Here is a 16,235-nt window from a genome sequence, read left to right as displayed (position 1 = left end):
TCCCACTGAAGTGTCGTTCACGGTTGGCGATCGCGCAAATGTGCGCTGAAGGTTTCAGCATCCATAAAGCCCGTGACGCGCGCTTGTGGATGCTCCTGGCCTTGTCCGTCAAAAAAGAGAATTGTCGGTAGGCCAAGGACATTTAGATGCTTTAACAGCGCCACATCTTGTGCGTCGTTGGCAGTGACGTTGGCCTGAAGTAAGACCGTGTCTGCTAACGCTTTTTGCACCTGCGGGTCGCTGAAGGTGTATTTCTCAAACTCTTTACAGGCGACGCACCAGTCGGCATAGAGATCTAACATCACCGGTTTGCCTTTGGCTTCAGCGAGTGCCTGATTTAACTCATCTACCGTTTTGATTTGTGTAAAGTTGAGATGCGCCTGAGTTTGCGCGGTATGCGTCGCGCCAAATGCCCAATCCTGGAGTGGGCGCACGCTAACCAATGCTGCCGCCAGCAGGATAATTTGCACAATACGCATCCAGCCGCGTTTGGCCTGTAAGCTGGTGATAAAGGCCCAGCCAAAGAACGCGACACCAAGCGCCGACCACAAGCGTAATCCCCAGACATCACCAACTACTCGCTCCAGCAGGAAGACCGGCAGTGCGAGGATCACAAAACCAAATGCGGTTTTGACCTGTTCCATCCACGGGCCGCTTTTCGGCAGCAGGCGGTTACCAAAGACGGTTATTAGCATCAGCGGCAGGCCCATGCCCAGCGCATAGAGATAAAGCGTGCCGCCCCCCAGCCACATGTTCCCGCTTTGGGCGATATACAACAGAATCGCGCTAAGCGGTGCGGTGGTGCATGGTGAACAGATCAGTCCGGCAATCGCCCCCATAACAAACACACCGCCAGGTGAGCCGCCCTGTTGGCGATTGCTCATCAGCGTGAGACGTGTTTGCAGCGAAGAGGGGAGTTGCAGAGTAAACAAGCCAAACATTGACATCGCCAGCAAGGTAAAGACGATAGCGAGGCCAATGAGCACGTATGGGTGCTGTAGCGCCGCCTGGAACTGTAACCCTGCGGCGGCAACCACCAGACCCAGTGCCGTGTAAGTCAGCGCCATCCCCTGCACATAAATAAAGGTCAGCAACAATGCTCTGGCAGTGGAGAGCCGCTGTTTACCGCCCAGCACGATGCCAGAAATCAGTGGGTACATTGGCAGCACGCATGGCGTAAAGGCGATACCGATACCAATCAATAACGCCCAGAGCGCGGAAAAGGGCAATTGCGCGACGGGCTGCTCTTGCTGCGGAACTGATGCAGACGGTGGCGTCGCGTTGTTGGTAACCACTTCGCTTAACGGAACGGTTTTGGTTTCTGGCGGATAACAAAAACCGGCGTCAGCACAGCCCTGGTAGGTGACAGTCAATGTCGCACCCGCACTTGCCTGGTTGATGGTCACAGGAAGCGTCAGCCGCTCGCGGTAAATCTCGCTTTTGCCGTAAAACTCATCTTCATGCCAGACGCCCTGGGGCAGCTGCACGTCGGCAATTTTCGCTTGTTCCGGCGTAATGCGGATCTGTTTACGGTAAAGATAGTAACCGTCTTTGATCTGCCAGCTCAGATTAAGCTCATGTTGGTTTTGCTGAAAATCAAAAGCAAAGGCTTGATCCGCGGGGACAAATTGTGAGCGTCCCGGCGCGTCGAATAATCCGGCAAAAACGGAAGTGCTGCAAAGTAGCAGGATCAGCGTAAAGATGCGTTGAGCCATGAGAGGTAATCTGTGTCTCCGTGTGTAACAGGTAAAACCAGAAGCTCCGGGGTTTGATACGGATGATGAGACTTCAGGCATTCCAGCAGTGCCTGCTGGTGAGATACGGTGGTTTTTAAAATCATCTGCACTTCGTATTCCTGTTCCAGTTTACCTTCCCAGTAATAGAGAGAGGTAGCGCCAGGAATCAAGGTTGCGCAGGCCGCCAGTTTTTCCGCCAACACTTTGGCGGCTAATTCCTGGGCCGTCGCTTCATCCGGCGCGGTGCACAACACCACGACGGACGCGGTATTCGAACTTTTTTCATCAAGCATAAACACCTCGCAAGAACAGATGGAACCGCAAGAGAGAGGTCACTATACAACGGACGGGGAAAGGATGTTAGTCGGCGGGAAAGAAAGCGGGGCGTGAACGCCCCGCGATTTGTCATTACAGCATCACACTGCCCAGTAAGAAGCCGAAGCAAACGGCCAGGGCAACACCCAGAGTACCTGGGATAAAGAACGGATGGTTGAAGACGAATTTACCGATACGAGTGGTACCCGTGTCATCCATCTGTACCGCAGCAACCAGCGTCGGGTAGGTCGGCAGAATGAACAGACCAGACACGGCTGCGAAAGAAGCTACAGCGGTCAGTGGAGAAACGTTCAGCGCCAGAGCCATCGGCATCAGTGCTTTTGCAGTTGCAGCCTGAGAGTACAGCAGAGCAGAAGCAAAGAAGAAGATAACAGCCAGCAGCCACGGATGGCCCTGAATAACTTCACCAGCGGTATCTTTGATCCAGTCGATGTTGTTGGAAACGAAAGTATCGCCCAGCCATGCAACACCCAGGATACAAATACAGGCGCTCATACCTGCTTTGAAGGTGCTGGAGTTGAGGATGTTGTCGGTGTCCACTTTACAAAGAACAGTGGTCAGGGTTGCAACGCTCAACATGATAATCAGGATCGCGTTAGTGGTGTTCATCAGCGGTTTTTCAACCAGGCCCATGCTCGGGCTGTTGATAATCGCATAGATAACCACGCCAACTACGCCCAGCAGGAACAGCCAGACGGATGCTTTCGCGCCTTGTTTGATTTCAATCTGTTTCTCACCGCGCAGTTCAACCAGACCTTCTTCCAGACGCTTGCGATAAATCGGATCGTCAGACAGTTTGGAGTTGAAAAGCATGGTTACCAGGAAGGACATCACCAGAACTGCCAGCAGGGTAGACGGGATGACCACAGAGAGCAGATGCAGGTAGCTGATGCCATGACCTTCCATCACGGAAGACATGTAAACCACCGCCGCAGAGATTGGCGATGCGGTGATCGCAATCTGCGCGGATACCACTGCAGTAGACAGCGGACGGCAAGGTTTAACGCCTTGTTCCTTCGCAACTTCAGCGATAACTGGCAGTGTCGCCAGAGAGATGTTGCCGGTACCAGCAAAGATGGTCAGGAAATAGGTTACGATCGGTGCAAGGATCGTGATGTATTTCGGGTTACGGCGCAGCAGCTTTTCTGTCTGGTGAACCAGATAGTCCAGACCGCCAGCAACCTGCATAGCAGAAATAGCAGCGATAACCGCCATGATAATGGAAATGACATCGAATGGGATGTTACCAGGCTTGACGCCGATAGCGGCAAGAACCAGCACCCCCAATCCACCTGCAAAACCAATACCAATTCCCCCTAATCTGGCGCCCAAGAAGATCGCCAGCAAAACGATGATGAGTTCTACAACTAGCATATTAGCCTTCCTTGTTTTTTAACAAGTTGATATCAGGTTGTTGTTTTTAAGTTACTGCTCACAAGAAAAAAGGCACGTCGTCTGACGTGCCTCTTTTATTTGTACTACCCTGTACGATTACTGTTCGCTTTCATCAGTATAGCGTTTTGCTTTGTAAGCCGGATGCATCAGGTTCTGTACGGAGAAAATATCGTCTAGTTCTGCTTCAGTCAACAGACCGCGCTCCAGAACGACTTCACGTACGCTCTTGCCAGTTTCGGCACAGATTTTACCCACGATGTCACCGTTGTGGTGGCCGATGAATGGGTTCAGGTAAGTGACGATACCGATAGAGTTGTAAACGTAACCTTCGCACACTTCTTTGTTAGCAGTGATGCCGTTAACGCATTTTTCCAGCAGGTTGTAGCAAGCGTTGGTCAGAATGTGAACGGATTCAAACATGGCCTGGCCAATGACCGGCTCCATAACGTTCAGCTGCAGCTGACCCGCTTCTGCTGCCATGGTAACAGTGATGTCGTTACCGATGACTTTGAAGCAAACCTGGTTAACCACTTCCGGAACAACTGGGTTTACTTTAGCTGGCATGATGGAAGAGCCAGCCTGCAGTTCCGGCAGGTTGATCTCGTTCAGGCCGGCACGTGGGCCAGAAGAGAGCAAGCGCAGGTCGTTACAGATTTTGGACATCTTCACAGCCATGCGTTTCAGCGCGCCATGAACCATAACGTAAGCGCCGCAGTCAGAGGTCGCTTCGATCAGGTCTTCAGCAGGTACGCATGGGAAGCCAGTGACTTCAGCCAGTTTTTTCACTGCCAGCGGAGAGTACTCTTTCGGCGTGTTCAGGCCAGTACCGATTGCAGTTGCGCCGAGGTTAACTTCCAGCAGCAGTTCAGCGGTACGTTCGATGTTTTTCACTTCTTCTTTCAGCAGGATGCTGAAAGCGCGGAATTCCTGACCGAGGGTCATCGGTACTGCGTCCTGCAGCTGGGTACGACCCATTTTCAGGATGTCCTGGAATTCGACAGCTTTACGTTCAAAGCCTTCACGCAGTTGGTTAATAGCATCTACCAGTTTAATCAGAGAAGAGTAAACTGCGATGCGGAAACCGGTCGGGTAGGCGTCGTTAGTGGACTGACATTTGTTAACGTGGTCGTTCGGGTTCAGATACTGATATTCACCTTTCTGGTGACCCATCAGTTCCAGACCGATATTGGCCAGCACTTCGTTGGTGTTCATGTTTACGGAAGTACCTGCGCCGCCCTGGTAGACGTCTACCGGGAACTGATCCATGCATTTTCCGTTGTTCAGGACTTCATCACATGCGGCAATGATTGCATTCGCTACACTTTTAGGAATGGTTTGCAGCTCTTTGTTTGCCATAGCTGCAGCTTTTTTAACCATTACCATACCGCGAACAAATTCAGGAATATCGCTGATTTTGTTGTTGCTGATATAGAAGTTTTCAATCGCTCTCAGAGTGTGAACACCATAGTAGGCATCAGCTGGAACTTCCCTGGTACCCAACAGATCTTCTTCGATACGAATGTTGTTTGACATGTGAACCTTCTTTTTCAAGCTGCCAATGATTTGCTTTAAACACACAGAATATATGTGGTTTCGAATGTTTTTCGACCGACGATTATCCCCTGCATCAGTCGAATACCCGGGATCATATGCTGCTTGAGGATTTCTACCGTAATCTGGATCACTTTAAGTGTTGGTTTTTACCCCTTAATTATTAATTTGTGAAATAGATCACCGCTTTGGGATTACTACCAAAAATAGTTGCGCAAACATCTTGAAATTTTGCTAATGACCACAATATAAGCTGAACGCGATTCGCAACCCATTCAGGCGACCTGATTTAACTGGTTGCTATTACAGGAGAAACCTTTGCGCTGGTTACCTTTTATTGCCGTTTTCCTTTATGTCTATATTGAGATTTCAATCTTTATTCAGGTTGCTCATGTCCTTGGGGTATTGCTGACCCTCGTGCTGGTTATATTCACCTCAATTATTGGTATGTCACTGGTACGTAATCAGGGCTTTAAGAATTTTGTGCTGATGCAACAAAAAATGGCGACGGGAGAAAACCCAGCGGCGGAAATGATTAAAAGTGTTTCGTTGATCATTGCCGGTTTGCTGCTTTTATTACCGGGCTTTTTCACCGATTTCCTCGGTCTTCTTCTTTTATTACCGCCAGTGCAAAAGCATCTGACAGTGAAGTTGATGCCGCATTTGCGCTTTTCCCGTATGCCGGGCGGCGGATTTAGTGCCGGAACCGGTGGCGGTAATACTTTTGATGGTGAGTATCAGCGTAAGGATGATGACCGCGACCGCCTTGATCATAAAGACGATCGCCAGGATTAATGACGAAACGCCGGATTATGTGGTTATGCCATTTTCCGGCGTTTTTCGTTTTGGCAGAAATAGCCATAACCCCGCCAGCATGATCAGGGCATATAAACTTTTCCAGCCGACCATCGCCAGTAACATAACACATAACAGCCCGCCAATTACCGCCAGTAGTCGATAACGTCCTTGCAATAATTTACAGCCTGCCAGCATGCATAACAGGTAAATCATAATAAAGATGCCATTGGCATAGATGATAAGTGCGTCCAGATTGATCTCTAACATATGGATCGCCAACGTGCTCACCACGCAACAGCCGAGCACGGCATTAAGGGCATTAGTCGGGATATGGCGAGAAGAGAGGCGTGCCAGGTAGTGGTCAGGATTGTGTTGCGCCTGCGACCAGACTAATCGGGCGAAGCTCTGTATATAAATGTTGAGACTGGCAAAGCAGGCCAGATAGCCAATTACGCAGGCAATCCACAATGCTCCTACACCGAACAGCTGCACCACAATTTTTGGAAGCGATGCTGCCGCCGCCATTTTTTCACCATAGGCGTCGAAGTGTAATACCACCACCGTACAGCCCCAATAGACTAATCCTGCCAGCAACAGACCAATCATCAGAGCGCGGGGAAAATCACGCTCTGGATTTTTAAATTCCGAGGCGAGATGGGCAAATGCCTCCAGACCGACAAAGCACCAGAACATCACCGATAACGCAGCAAACAACCCGGAAAGTTCGATATCACCAGGCGCAGGGAAGTGGATATTCGCAGGTTTGATATCGCCCGCCCACCAGATAGCGACAATCAGCGCGACGATAAGCCCGGCAATAACCGTTTGTAGATTAGCACTGGAACTGGCACCGCGAGTACCGATGTACCACACCAGTGCCAGCGTACCAAGTTCTGCCAACAACAGTTGCCAACTATGCCAGCCAAACATTGCCTGGCCAAAGCCGGCGGCAATTTGTAGTGCAGCGGGCAGGCCCACGGGAATGACCGATAAAAATAGCCAGCCAGTGACTCGCTCAAGCCGCGAGCCAAACGCCATACCAACGAAGTGCGCGACGCCGCCCGCGCTGGGATAGTGGCGTCCCAGCAGCGCAAAGACGATTGCAATCGGGAACACCAAGATAATCAAAACGGGCCAGGCCCACAGGCTGGTATTGCCCGCTAGCAGGGCGGCTAATGCGGGAACGGCAAACACGCCCGTGCCTAATAATGAGGTTGATAACAGGCCGATCCCCTGGGCTAATCCCAGTTCTTGTTTGAGTCCACTCATGGGTTAATGTCCAATTGTGCCCAAATTTTGGGCAACTGCGCAGGATTTCGATGGTAGCACAATCAGATTCGCGTATGGCGGCGATGGAGAAATTGCGATGAAATGTGATGTGAATCAGGATTTTTACCCGATTTTGTACTGATCAGAATTTTTTTTCATTTGCCCCCTTGAAGGGGGAGAAGCCCATCCCCATTTCACTGGTCACCAGCCGGGAAACCACGTAAGGTCCGGCGTCACCCATAACAGATACGGACTTTCTCAAAGGAGAGTTATCAATGAATATTCGTCCATTGCATGATCGCGTGATCGTCAAGCGTAAAGAAGTTGAAACTAAATCTGCTGGCGGCATCGTTCTGACCGGCTCTGCAGCGGCTAAATCTACCCGTGGCGAAGTGCTGGCTGTTGGCAATGGCCGTATCCTTGAAAATGGCGAAGTGAAGCCGCTGGATGTGAAAGTTGGCGACATCGTAATTTTCAATGATGGCTACGGTGTGAAGTCTGAGAAGATCGACAATGAAGAAGTGTTGATCATGTCCGAAAGCGACATTCTGGCAATTGTTGAAGCGTAATCCGCGCACGACACTGAACATACGAATTTAAGGAATAAAGATAATGGCAGCTAAAGACGTAAAATTCGGTAACGACGCTCGTGTGAAAATGCTGCGCGGCGTAAACGTACTGGCAGATGCAGTGAAAGTTACCCTCGGTCCGAAAGGCCGTAACGTAGTTCTGGATAAATCTTTCGGTGCACCGACCATCACCAAAGATGGTGTTTCCGTTGCTCGTGAAATCGAACTGGAAGACAAGTTCGAAAACATGGGTGCGCAGATGGTGAAAGAAGTTGCCTCTAAAGCGAACGACACTGCAGGCGACGGTACCACCACCGCAACCGTACTGGCTCAGGCTATCATCACTGAAGGTCTGAAAGCTGTTGCTGCGGGCATGAACCCGATGGACCTGAAACGTGGTATCGACAAAGCCGTTACTGCTGCAGTTGAAGAACTGAAAGCGCTGTCCGTACCGTGCTCCGACTCTAAAGCGATTGCTCAGGTTGGTACTATCTCCGCTAACTCCGACGAAACCGTAGGTAAACTGATCGCTGAAGCGATGGACAAAGTCGGTAAAGAAGGTGTTATCACCGTTGAAGACGGTACTGGTCTGCAGGACGAACTGGACGTGGTTGAAGGTATGCAGTTCGACCGTGGCTACCTGTCTCCTTACTTCATCAACAAGCCGGAAACTGGCGCAGTAGAACTGGAAAGCCCGTTCATCCTGCTGGCTGACAAGAAAATCTCCAACATCCGCGAAATGCTGCCGGTTCTGGAAGCCGTTGCAAAAGCAGGCAAACCGCTGCTGATCATCGCTGAAGATGTTGAAGGCGAAGCGCTGGCAACTCTGGTTGTTAACACCATGCGTGGCATTGTGAAAGTCGCTGCGGTTAAAGCTCCGGGCTTCGGCGATCGCCGTAAAGCTATGCTGCAGGATATCGCAACCCTGACTGGCGGTACCGTAATCTCTGAAGAGATTGGTATGGAGCTGGAAAAAGCAACCCTGGAAGACCTGGGCCAGGCTAAACGTGTTGTGATCAACAAAGACACCACCACCATCATCGATGGCGTGGGTGAAGAAGCTGCGATTCAGGGCCGTGTTGCTCAGATCCGTCAGCAGATTGAAGAAGCAACTTCTGACTACGACCGTGAAAAACTGCAGGAGCGCGTAGCGAAACTGGCAGGCGGCGTTGCAGTTATCAAAGTTGGTGCTGCTACCGAAGTTGAAATGAAAGAGAAAAAAGCACGCGTTGAAGACGCCCTGCACGCGACCCGTGCTGCGGTAGAAGAAGGCGTGGTTGCTGGTGGTGGTGTTGCGCTGATCCGCGTAGCGTCTAAACTGGCTGACCTGCGTGGTCAGAACGAAGAGCAGAACGTGGGTATCAAAGTTGCACTGCGTGCAATGGAAGCTCCGCTGCGTCAGATCGTACTGAACTGCGGTGAAGAACCGTCTGTTGTTGCTAACACCGTTAAAGCTGGCGACGGCAACTACGGCTACAACGCAGCAACCGAAGAATACGGCAACATGATCGACATGGGTATCCTGGATCCAACCAAAGTAACTCGTTCTGCTCTGCAGTACGCAGCTTCTGTGGCTGGCCTGATGATCACCACTGAGTGCATGGTTACCGACCTGCCGAAAAACGATGCAGCTGACTTAGGCGCTGCTGGCGGTATGGGCGGCATGGGTGGCATGGGCGGCATGATGTAATTGCCCTGCACCTCGCAGAAATAAAGAAACCCCCGGGCAGAAATGTCTGGGGGTTTTTCTTTTGGTCATCTTTCTAGTATAAGATTCAGACACGGACGACGCGAGTTGCGTCCAGCTCATTGATTATGGGGAATAACATGCACGTAAAATACTTAGCAGGGATTGTCGGTGCCGCGCTACTGATGGCGGGTTGTAGCTCCAGCAACGAATTGAGCGCTGCCGGACAGAGCGTTCGCATCGTGGACGAGCAACCAGGTGCAGAGTGCCAGCTGATTGGTACTGCTACCGGTAAGCAAAGTAACTGGCTTTCCGGGCAACACGGTGAAGAGGGCGGTTCTATGCGTGGTGCGGCAAACGATCTGCGCAACCAGGCGGCAGCAATGGGCGGTAACGTGATTTATGGTATCAGCAGCCCGTCGCAGGGCATGTTGTCCAGCTTTGTCCCGACTGACAGCCAGATTATCGGTCAGGTATATAAGTGCCCGAACTGATGGGATCCTGAGGCTGGGTGACAAACGTATAATTGCCAGATGCGCTTCGCTTATCAGGCCCACATCAGGCATTGCAACTGATTGAATGCTTGAGAATTTGTAGGCCGGATAAGGCGTTTACGCCGCATCCGGCATGATCGACGATCACGTTATCGGTCATTTCAGGCTGGATGGCTCCAGCCTCGCATTAGCAAAGATGGGATTATTTCGCCTGTGGTGCAGTTTTGCTGATGGATTGAACGCGTAGGTGATGCAGTGCGCGTAGGCATTGATCCTGGGTCAGTGGTTGGGCGTTATTGGCTGCCATAGTCCGAACGTAGACCTGACACGGCACACCCGCGAGTTTTTTCAGTCGAGGACTGAAATCAAGCATCCGGCGAGTGATAGCCTCCACTTCTTTACCCGCTGTTGCTTCACGCGTTTTTACTACTGCTCCGCTAAATTGCTCTTTGCCACCTTCATCTTTAAAGCGATAAAGTACGGCCAGATAATGACTAAACAGATTATGTTTCCATTCTGGTTGGGAATAGGTGTCGTATTCCAGATTGCCATTGTCCTGGCAGTCGACGTCATATAACGGCAGGAAATCTAACAACGATGTAATACGTAACGCCAGTTCACGCATTTCTGCATTATTAATTGCATGAATGATTGCTCGCGCCAGCATTTCAATCTGCAACTCATTGACCACTAATTCGCATTTGCTGCCATCATGTAGCGTTAATGCGAAATTAAGATTTTCGCCCTGATTATCGGTAAGTTCCAGCGCGTTAACCCGGCGATTAATATCGGCATTTTTAAGCTCATCAACCAGAATTTCCGGGATATTTTCTGCCATTTTCTTAATGACTTTATCGCGAGCTTGCTCATACAGAAGGCGTGCATCAGCATCCAGTTTATGCTTTTGATGCAGACGACTTTCCAGCGCAATCAGAAGGTCGCGCAGTTCCATCACAGACATGAAGAACAACGATTCTTTATTGCGAGGCTCTTTAATTTTCAGCGCCAGTGCAATGAAATTATTACTCTTGCGAATAACACCGGTATTAACACCCTTGATGCTTATGGCCATGTAGGTTCTCCCTAACCATTTCTCAATTAAATAATTAATTTTAATTTATAAGCCAGATAAATGGGCTTGGTAGTAATAGTTGTTAAAATAACATAAATAGCCGTGCTCACTCTATATAAACAGAAAAGAAAGGTTAATTATTGGTGTTGGCTATATAAAGAGTAAAAATAGCAATGTATATGAATAATTAAAGGTTATGCAACGGGCAAAGATTAAACTTCCCTGTAAAATGACAGGTCGCTGTACTGCGTTTGTTGCTCTTGCCGGATGCGGCGTAAACGCCTTATCCGGCCTATAGTTCATTGAAAATTCATTCAATTTCAATGCACGATGTAGGCCTGATAAGCGTAGCGCATCAGGCAATTTTAATGTTTAACTTCCCTGTTTAATCAGTTACTGCTGGCGTAGCTGGAGATCCAGCGGCGTTTTGCTGGGTTCGCCACCAATCTCGCGCGCCAGTTTTGGCACCAGATATCCCGATACTAACGTCAGCAACTCACGCATAATCTGCCGCGCTTCATCATCGCTCACCATGAAATGCGCCGCGCCCTGCACTTTATCGAGCACATGCAGGTAATAGGGCATCACACCGGCGTCAAACAGTGCATTACTCAGATTTGCCAGAGTTTGCGCGTTATCGTTCACGCCACGTAACAGAACGCTTTGGTTAAGCAGGGTGACGCCGACACGGCGCAATTTAGCCATCGCCTGACGAAACGTTTCATCTACCTCATTGGCATGGTTGATGTGATTCACCAGCAAGATTTGCAGCGTAGAACGGGCAAAGCGTTCAACCAGCGCCTCGGTGATGCGTGCCGGGATCACAATCGGCAGACGGCTGTGAATCCGCAGACGTTTGATATGTGGGATGGCTTCCAGTTGCGTTAATAACCAGTCCAGTTCGTGATCTTTCGCCATCAGCGGATCGCCGCCGGAGAAAATAATCTCGTCCAGTTCCGGATGCGCAGCAACATACTCAAGTGCCGTCTTCCAGTTTCGCTTGTTGCCCTGATTTTCGGCATACGGGAAGTGGCGACGGAAGCAATAGCGGCAATTTACCGCGCAGCCGCCTTTGACCAGCAATAGCGCCCGGTTGTGGTATTTATGCAACAAACCAGGCACTACGCTGTGCTGTTCTTCCAGCGGGTCGGTGGAGAATCCGGGCGCGACGACAAACTCATCTTGCGAGGTAAGTACCTGACGCAAAAGTGGATCGTTTGGATTGCCTTTCTCCATGCGATCGATAAATGAGCGGGGCACGCGCAGGGCAAACAGCTTTTTGGCGCTGCGTCCGGCCAACAGTTTTTCGTCCGCGTCTATATTCAAAAGACGCAGAAGTTCATCAGGATCGGTCACAACATCGGCAAGTTGCGCTAACCAATCTTCTCTGGATGGGGTATTTAGGGTTACAATATGCGCCATTTTGTGGCTTAGCTACCAATTAATAAATTTCAGAGGGCCTTATGGCAACGTACTATAGCAACGATTTTCGTGCTGGTCTTAAAATCATGTTAGATGGCGAACCTTACGCGGTTGAAGCCAGTGAATTCGTGAAACCGGGTAAAGGTCAGGCATTCGCTCGCGTTAAACTGCGCCGTCTGCTGACTGGCACTCGCGTAGAAAAAACCTTCAAATCTACCGATTCCGCTGAAGGCGCTGATGTTGTCGATATGAACCTGACTTACCTGTACAACGACGGTGAGTTCTGGCACTTCATGAACAACGAAACTTTCGAGCAGCTGTCTGCTGATGCAAAAGCAATTGGCGACAACGCTAAATGGCTGCTGGATCAGGCAGAGTGCATCGTAACTCTGTGGAATGGTCAGCCGATCTCCGTTACTCCGCCGAACTTCGTTGAACTGGAAATCGTTGATACCGATCCGGGTCTGAAAGGTGATACCGCAGGTACTGGTGGCAAACCGGCTACCCTGTCTACTGGCGCTGTGGTTAAAGTTCCGCTGTTTGTACAGATCGGCGAAGTCATTAAAGTGGATACCCGCTCTGGTGAATACGTATCTCGCGTGAAGTAATGCGGTTGTGGTGCGGCCTGTGGGCTGCACCATCACTTTCTCAGGTCAGAGATGATGAAACGCCTTATCCTTCTTGTTTTGCTTGCCAGTGCGCTGCTCACGGGCTGTAACACCGCTCGCGGTTTTGGTGAAGACATTAAACATCTCGGTAATTCCATCTCCCGCGCAGCCAGCTAATTTTTCTTCTCTTCCTAAAAATCATCAGATTTCCGTCATTTTCGGTGGTGTTGTCTATTATTAATTTGCTATAGGCAAACACAAATAACATTACCTAAAAGGAAGACATTATGGTGAAGAAGACAATTGCAGCGATCTTTTCTGTTCTGGTGCTTTCAACAGTATTGACTGCCTGCAACACCACGCGTGGCGTTGGTGAAGATATCTCCGACGGCGGTAACGCGATTTCTGGCGCAGCAACGAAAGCGCAGCAATAAGCAATAACGGTACGGCAGTTTTGTCGTGCCGTTGATACTGATGACAAAGGCAAAATTGCCTGATGCGCTACGCTTATCAGACCTACATATCCCATGCAATATATTGAATTTGCACGATTTTGTAGGCTGGGTAAGGCATTAACGCCGCATCTGGCATAAACAACTGACACTTTGTCAACAATCTGTAACGGTACGACAAGTTTGTCGTACCGTTTATTTTTTCAGCGATAGTCACTAAGGTAATAGTTGAAATTCCCCTGCCACCTGGCAAAATATCCGTTCAACCATCAGCTTTGCAGGACGACCTGCAAACGCTTCTTTTCACCGGGGACGGCCCCATTTCTCCGGAGTTTTATATGTCCTGGATTATTTTATTTATTGCTGGGTTGCTGGAAGTCGTCTGGGCTGTTGGCCTGAAATATACCCACGGCTTTAGTCGTTTGACGCCAAGTGTTATTACCGTGACGGCAATGATTGTCAGTATGGCGCTGCTCGCCTGGGCGATGAAGTCATTACCTGTAGGGACAGCTTATGCTGTCTGGACGGGGATTGGCGCAGTCGGCGCGGCTATCACCGGCATTGTGCTGCTCGGCGAGTCCGCTAACCCGATGCGCCTGGCAAGTCTGGCGTTAATTGTGGTGGGAATTATTGGTCTGAAGCTCAGTACTCACTAACTACCGGGCTGCTGTACCCAAATAAACTTACTAACATCAAACCCTTCCCGGGTTGCGACTGCCAGCATCTCCTGTTTAACTTCGTCAGAAATGGTTGGTGTGCGAGAGAGTATCCACAGGTAGTCGCGGTCCGGGCCGCAAACCAGCGCGTGGCGGTACTCCCGGTCGAGCGCGATGACATTATAACCGCCGTAGAATGGCCCAAAGAACGACACTTTCAGGGCTGCGCGACGCGGATCTCCAGTAAAGTAGGCTTTTCCTTCACTCTGCTGCCACATCTCTCTGTCTGGGTTATAGCCTTTATTAATGACATTCAGGCCGCCGTCATCCCGCAGGCTGTACGTCGCGGTCACTTTCTCCAGCCCGCGTTCAAAGCGGTGATCAAAACGGGCAATCTCATACCATGTACCCAGATAGCGTTTGGTATCGAAATTATTTACCACGGTCACGCCACGCGGTGGTGTGGGAGAACTACAGGCAACCACCAGAAATGCAGCCGTCGCTGCGGCAACGAGAGGGAGCAGGCGCATAAATGTTTCCTTACTGGTTTTTTCTAAGTGTAGATGACAGCAAGGAAATGCGAAGAAAAGGTCCGAAAATTCGGACCCGATGAAATTTTACTGCAGAGCGTTGAAAATCTGCCAGGCGGCGGTAACTCTCGCTGGATTGGGATAATTTTTGTTAGCCAGCATCACAATACCCAGCTCTTTTTCTGGGATAAACGCGACATAGCTACCAAATCCGCCGGTCGCACCTGTTTTATGCACCCATGATGACCGCACAGCAGGAGCAGGGGGCGTAATCGCTTTTACTGGGCTTGTCGCCAGCGCAATTTTACTGTCGCTGCCATTGATGATGCTGTCAGGATTTACCGGCCAGTCCAGCATTTCCCAGCCCAGGCCCTGATACATATCGCCGGTTTGCCAGTAGCGAGATTGCGCCAGTTGTATCCCTTGCTGAAGTGTTTTGTCGTTGATATCACGGGGATTCATATTGCTTCGTACCCAGCGGGCCATATCTTCAATCGTCGATTTTACACCGTAAGCCTCAGCATCCAGCGCCCCTGACGAAACATGCACTGCCTTGCCTTCGCGATATCCCCAGGCGTAATTCTTTTCTTCCGCTGATGGCACATTAATCCACGTATGGGTGAGTTTGAGTGGCTGGAAAACACGAGTTTGCATCGCCTGCTCAAAACTCAAACCGGATGGCTTCACAGCCAGTGCGCCGAACAAACCGATACTGGAGTTTGCATACAGACGTTGTGTTCCTGGCGCCCATGCAGGCTGCCAGTTTTGATAGAAGCGCAGCAAGTCGCTTGAGGATTTCACCTCATCCGGCACCTGTAACGGCAGGCCGCCAGCGGTGTAGGTTGCGAGATGTAATAGCGTGATCCCATTCCACTGTTTAGCGGTAAGTTCAGGCCAGTATTTTGTGACGGGATCGTTTAGATTGATTTCCCCTCGAGCAATAGCGTCACCACCAAGCACGCCCGTAAATGTTTTACTGACCGAGCCTAACTCAAACAACGTTTGCTGCGTGACGGGCCGCTTTTTTGCCACATCCGCGTAGCCCCAGGTAAAGTAATAAGGCTTACCCTGATAAATCACTGCAACGGCCATGCCGGGGATGTTTTGTTGCTCAACAAGTGGGGTAATTGTGTGATGCACAATATCGTTGATTTGTTGTTCGCTATGGGGCGCGGCAAGAGTGGAGCAAGAGACGGTAATCAGTAAGGCGCAAAGCGTCGTTTTGAGCATAAGGTCTGGTTTCCATACAAAACGGCCCGCCATAGGCGGGCCGGATTTACATTGGCGATACGTTAGATTGTAACGATACCAATCAGCGTGACAACTGTCAGGATAGCAGCCAGACCGTAGAAAACCCATTTGCCCGCAGGCACGTGAATTTTCAGATCGTGCATCGCGTGGTGCATACGGTGTAAACCACACCACAGCGGCAGGACGATCATCAGGAACAGGAATACGCGACCAATGAAGCTTTGCGCGAACGCCAGAACGCGTTCGTAGCTCAGTGCGTCACCCGGGAACAGACCCAGCGGCAACAGAATGCCAACCAGCAGGATCACTACCGGCGCAATGATCGCACTCCACATACCACCGGCCCCGAAGAGGCCCCAGAATACCGGTTCGTCAGAACGCTTTGGATTTGGATTAATCATCTCAGGCT

General features: G+C 50.3%; 18 protein-coding genes. 8 read left to right on the top strand and 10 right to left on the bottom strand.

The window, feature by feature from the left end:
* Window positions 1-17 precede the first annotated feature (17 nt).
* From dsbD to aspA, 4 genes are all read right to left on the bottom strand, one after another.
* A complete protein-coding gene (gene dsbD / locus FEK46_RS04240; protein ID WP_130205943.1) occupies window positions 18-1,715 on the bottom strand; it encodes a protein-disulfide reductase DsbD in 1,698 nt (565 codons plus the stop codon).
* Complete coding sequence (cutA, locus tag FEK46_RS04235) at window positions 1,691-2,029, bottom strand: divalent cation tolerance protein CutA (protein WP_064525746.1); 339 nt, start codon at window positions 2,027-2,029, stop codon at window positions 1,691-1,693. The genes dsbD and cutA overlap by 25 nt, the downstream gene beginning before the upstream one ends.
* A 115-nt stretch (window positions 2,030-2,144) precedes the next feature.
* Complete coding sequence (dcuA, locus tag FEK46_RS04230; protein WP_064525748.1) at window positions 2,145-3,446, bottom strand: anaerobic C4-dicarboxylate transporter DcuA; 1,302 nt, start codon at window positions 3,444-3,446, stop codon at window positions 2,145-2,147.
* Window positions 3,447-3,563: 117 nt separating this feature from the next.
* Window positions 3,564-5,000 (bottom strand): aspartate ammonia-lyase, encoded by a 1,437-nt coding sequence (gene aspA, locus FEK46_RS04225; RefSeq protein WP_130205949.1) that lies wholly within the window; start codon window positions 4,998-5,000, stop codon window positions 3,564-3,566.
* A gap of 336 nt (window positions 5,001-5,336) precedes the next feature.
* Here aspA and FEK46_RS04220 point away from each other — a divergent pair, with 336 nt between their 5' ends.
* Window positions 5,337-5,813 (top strand): FxsA family protein, encoded by a 477-nt coding sequence (locus FEK46_RS04220; RefSeq protein WP_130205951.1) that lies wholly within the window; start codon window positions 5,337-5,339, stop codon window positions 5,811-5,813.
* 15 nt (window positions 5,814-5,828) lie between these two features.
* On the opposite strand, the gene yjeH is transcribed toward FEK46_RS04220, so the two are convergent.
* Window positions 5,829-7,085, bottom strand: a complete 1,257-nt coding sequence (gene yjeH / locus FEK46_RS04215; protein WP_135560205.1) for an L-methionine/branched-chain amino acid transporter — start codon at window positions 7,083-7,085, stop codon at window positions 5,829-5,831.
* 275 nt (window positions 7,086-7,360) lie between these two features.
* On the opposite strand from yjeH, the gene FEK46_RS04210 reads away from it, so the two are divergent.
* The 3 genes from FEK46_RS04210 to FEK46_RS04200 all read left to right on the top strand — a co-directional run bounded on the left by FEK46_RS04210 (window position 7,361) and on the right by FEK46_RS04200 (window position 9,835).
* Complete coding sequence (locus FEK46_RS04210) at window positions 7,361-7,654, top strand: co-chaperone GroES (RefSeq protein ID WP_001026276.1); 294 nt, start codon at window positions 7,361-7,363, stop codon at window positions 7,652-7,654.
* 43 nt (window positions 7,655-7,697) lie between these two features.
* On the top strand, window positions 7,698-9,344 hold the full coding sequence (gene groL / locus FEK46_RS04205; RefSeq protein ID WP_000729132.1) for a chaperonin GroEL: 1,647 nt from the start codon (window positions 7,698-7,700) through the stop codon (window positions 9,342-9,344).
* A 137-nt stretch (window positions 9,345-9,481) separates the two neighbouring features.
* Window positions 9,482-9,835, top strand: a complete 354-nt coding sequence (locus FEK46_RS04200) for a DUF4156 domain-containing protein (protein ID WP_000558209.1) — start codon at window positions 9,482-9,484, stop codon at window positions 9,833-9,835.
* A 202-nt stretch (window positions 9,836-10,037) separates the two neighbouring features.
* Here the strand turns inward: FEK46_RS04200 and FEK46_RS04195 are convergent, their stop codons facing one another.
* Together FEK46_RS04195 and epmB are read right to left on the bottom strand one after the other, a co-directional pair.
* Window positions 10,038-10,907, bottom strand: a complete 870-nt coding sequence (locus tag FEK46_RS04195; protein WP_130205955.1) for a YjeJ family protein — start codon at window positions 10,905-10,907, stop codon at window positions 10,038-10,040.
* 393 nt (window positions 10,908-11,300) lie between these two features.
* Complete coding sequence (gene epmB, locus FEK46_RS04190; RefSeq protein ID WP_130205957.1) at window positions 11,301-12,329, bottom strand: EF-P beta-lysylation protein EpmB; 1,029 nt, start codon at window positions 12,327-12,329, stop codon at window positions 11,301-11,303.
* A 41-nt stretch (window positions 12,330-12,370) separates the two neighbouring features.
* On the opposite strand from epmB, the gene efp reads away from it, so the two are divergent.
* From efp to sugE, 4 genes are all read left to right on the top strand, one after another.
* Window positions 12,371-12,937: an elongation factor P gene (efp, locus tag FEK46_RS04185; RefSeq protein WP_000257278.1), complete on the top strand. Its 567-nt coding sequence runs from the start codon at window positions 12,371-12,373 to the stop codon at window positions 12,935-12,937.
* Between the two features lie 51 nt (window positions 12,938-12,988).
* Window positions 12,989-13,114, top strand: a complete 126-nt coding sequence (ecnA, locus tag FEK46_RS04180; RefSeq protein WP_064525758.1) for a lipoprotein antitoxin entericidin A — start codon at window positions 12,989-12,991, stop codon at window positions 13,112-13,114.
* A 110-nt stretch (window positions 13,115-13,224) separates the two neighbouring features.
* Entirely contained in the window at window positions 13,225-13,371 is a 147-nt protein-coding gene (gene ecnB, locus FEK46_RS04175) for a lipoprotein toxin entericidin B (protein WP_000239596.1), read from the top strand.
* A gap of 356 nt (window positions 13,372-13,727) precedes the next feature.
* On the top strand, window positions 13,728-14,045 hold the full coding sequence (gene sugE, locus FEK46_RS04170) for a quaternary ammonium compound efflux SMR transporter SugE (protein ID WP_130205961.1): 318 nt from the start codon (window positions 13,728-13,730) through the stop codon (window positions 14,043-14,045).
* Here sugE and blc read toward each other — a convergent pair.
* From blc to frdD, 3 genes are all read right to left on the bottom strand, one after another.
* Window positions 14,042-14,575 (bottom strand): lipocalin Blc, encoded by a 534-nt coding sequence (gene blc / locus FEK46_RS04165; protein ID WP_130205963.1) that lies wholly within the window; start codon window positions 14,573-14,575, stop codon window positions 14,042-14,044. The genes sugE and blc overlap by 4 nt on opposite strands.
* Before the next feature lie 87 nt (window positions 14,576-14,662).
* The gene (locus FEK46_RS04160; protein WP_131161346.1) at window positions 14,663-15,805 is read right to left on the bottom strand and encodes a BlaEC family class C beta-lactamase; all 1,143 of its coding nucleotides are present in this window, start codon (window positions 15,803-15,805) and stop codon (window positions 14,663-14,665) included.
* A 62-nt stretch (window positions 15,806-15,867) separates the two neighbouring features.
* Window positions 15,868-16,227: a fumarate reductase subunit FrdD gene (gene frdD / locus FEK46_RS04155; RefSeq protein ID WP_130205967.1), complete on the bottom strand. Its 360-nt coding sequence runs from the start codon at window positions 16,225-16,227 to the stop codon at window positions 15,868-15,870.
* Between the last annotated feature and the right edge of the window lie 8 nt (window positions 16,228-16,235).

The organism is Escherichia sp. E4736 (assembly GCF_005781225.1).
Lineage (GTDB): Bacteria > Pseudomonadota > Gammaproteobacteria > Enterobacterales > Enterobacteriaceae > Escherichia.
This window is presented reverse-complemented; position numbering and strand designations above follow the sequence as displayed.

Bases quoted from the DNA above. Each gene is read 5' to 3' on its own strand.
- dsbD (WP_130205943.1), bottom strand. From the start codon at position 1,715: ATGGCTCAACGCATCTTTACGCTGATCCTGCTACTTTGCAGCACTTCC.
- cutA (WP_064525746.1), bottom strand. From the start codon at position 2,029: ATGCTTGATGAAAAAAGTTCGAATACCGCGTCCGTCGTGGTGTTGTGC.
- dcuA (WP_064525748.1), bottom strand. From the start codon at position 3,446: ATGCTAGTTGTAGAACTCATCATCGTTTTGCTGGCGATCTTCTTGGGC.
- aspA (WP_130205949.1), bottom strand. From the start codon at position 5,000: ATGTCAAACAACATTCGTATCGAAGAAGATCTGTTGGGTACCAGGGAA.
- yjeH (WP_135560205.1), bottom strand. From the start codon at position 7,085: ATGAGTGGACTCAAACAAGAACTGGGATTAGCCCAGGGGATCGGCCTG.
- FEK46_RS04210 (WP_001026276.1), top strand. From the start codon at position 7,361: ATGAATATTCGTCCATTGCATGATCGCGTGATCGTCAAGCGTAAAGAA.
- groL (WP_000729132.1), top strand. From the start codon at position 7,698: ATGGCAGCTAAAGACGTAAAATTCGGTAACGACGCTCGTGTGAAAATG.
- FEK46_RS04200 (WP_000558209.1), top strand. From the start codon at position 9,482: ATGCACGTAAAATACTTAGCAGGGATTGTCGGTGCCGCGCTACTGATG.
- FEK46_RS04195 (WP_130205955.1), bottom strand. From the start codon at position 10,907: ATGGCCATAAGCATCAAGGGTGTTAATACCGGTGTTATTCGCAAGAGT.
- epmB (WP_130205957.1), bottom strand. From the start codon at position 12,329: ATGGCGCATATTGTAACCCTAAATACCCCATCCAGAGAAGATTGGTTA.
- efp (WP_000257278.1), top strand. From the start codon at position 12,371: ATGGCAACGTACTATAGCAACGATTTTCGTGCTGGTCTTAAAATCATG.
- ecnA (WP_064525758.1), top strand. From the start codon at position 12,989: ATGATGAAACGCCTTATCCTTCTTGTTTTGCTTGCCAGTGCGCTGCTC.
- ecnB (WP_000239596.1), top strand. From the start codon at position 13,225: ATGGTGAAGAAGACAATTGCAGCGATCTTTTCTGTTCTGGTGCTTTCA.
- sugE (WP_130205961.1), top strand. From the start codon at position 13,728: ATGTCCTGGATTATTTTATTTATTGCTGGGTTGCTGGAAGTCGTCTGG.
- blc (WP_130205963.1), bottom strand. From the start codon at position 14,575: ATGCGCCTGCTCCCTCTCGTTGCCGCAGCGACGGCTGCATTTCTGGTG.
- FEK46_RS04160 (WP_131161346.1), bottom strand. From the start codon at position 15,805: ATGCTCAAAACGACGCTTTGCGCCTTACTGATTACCGTCTCTTGCTCC.
- frdD (WP_130205967.1), bottom strand. From the start codon at position 16,227: ATGATTAATCCAAATCCAAAGCGTTCTGACGAACCGGTATTCTGGGGC.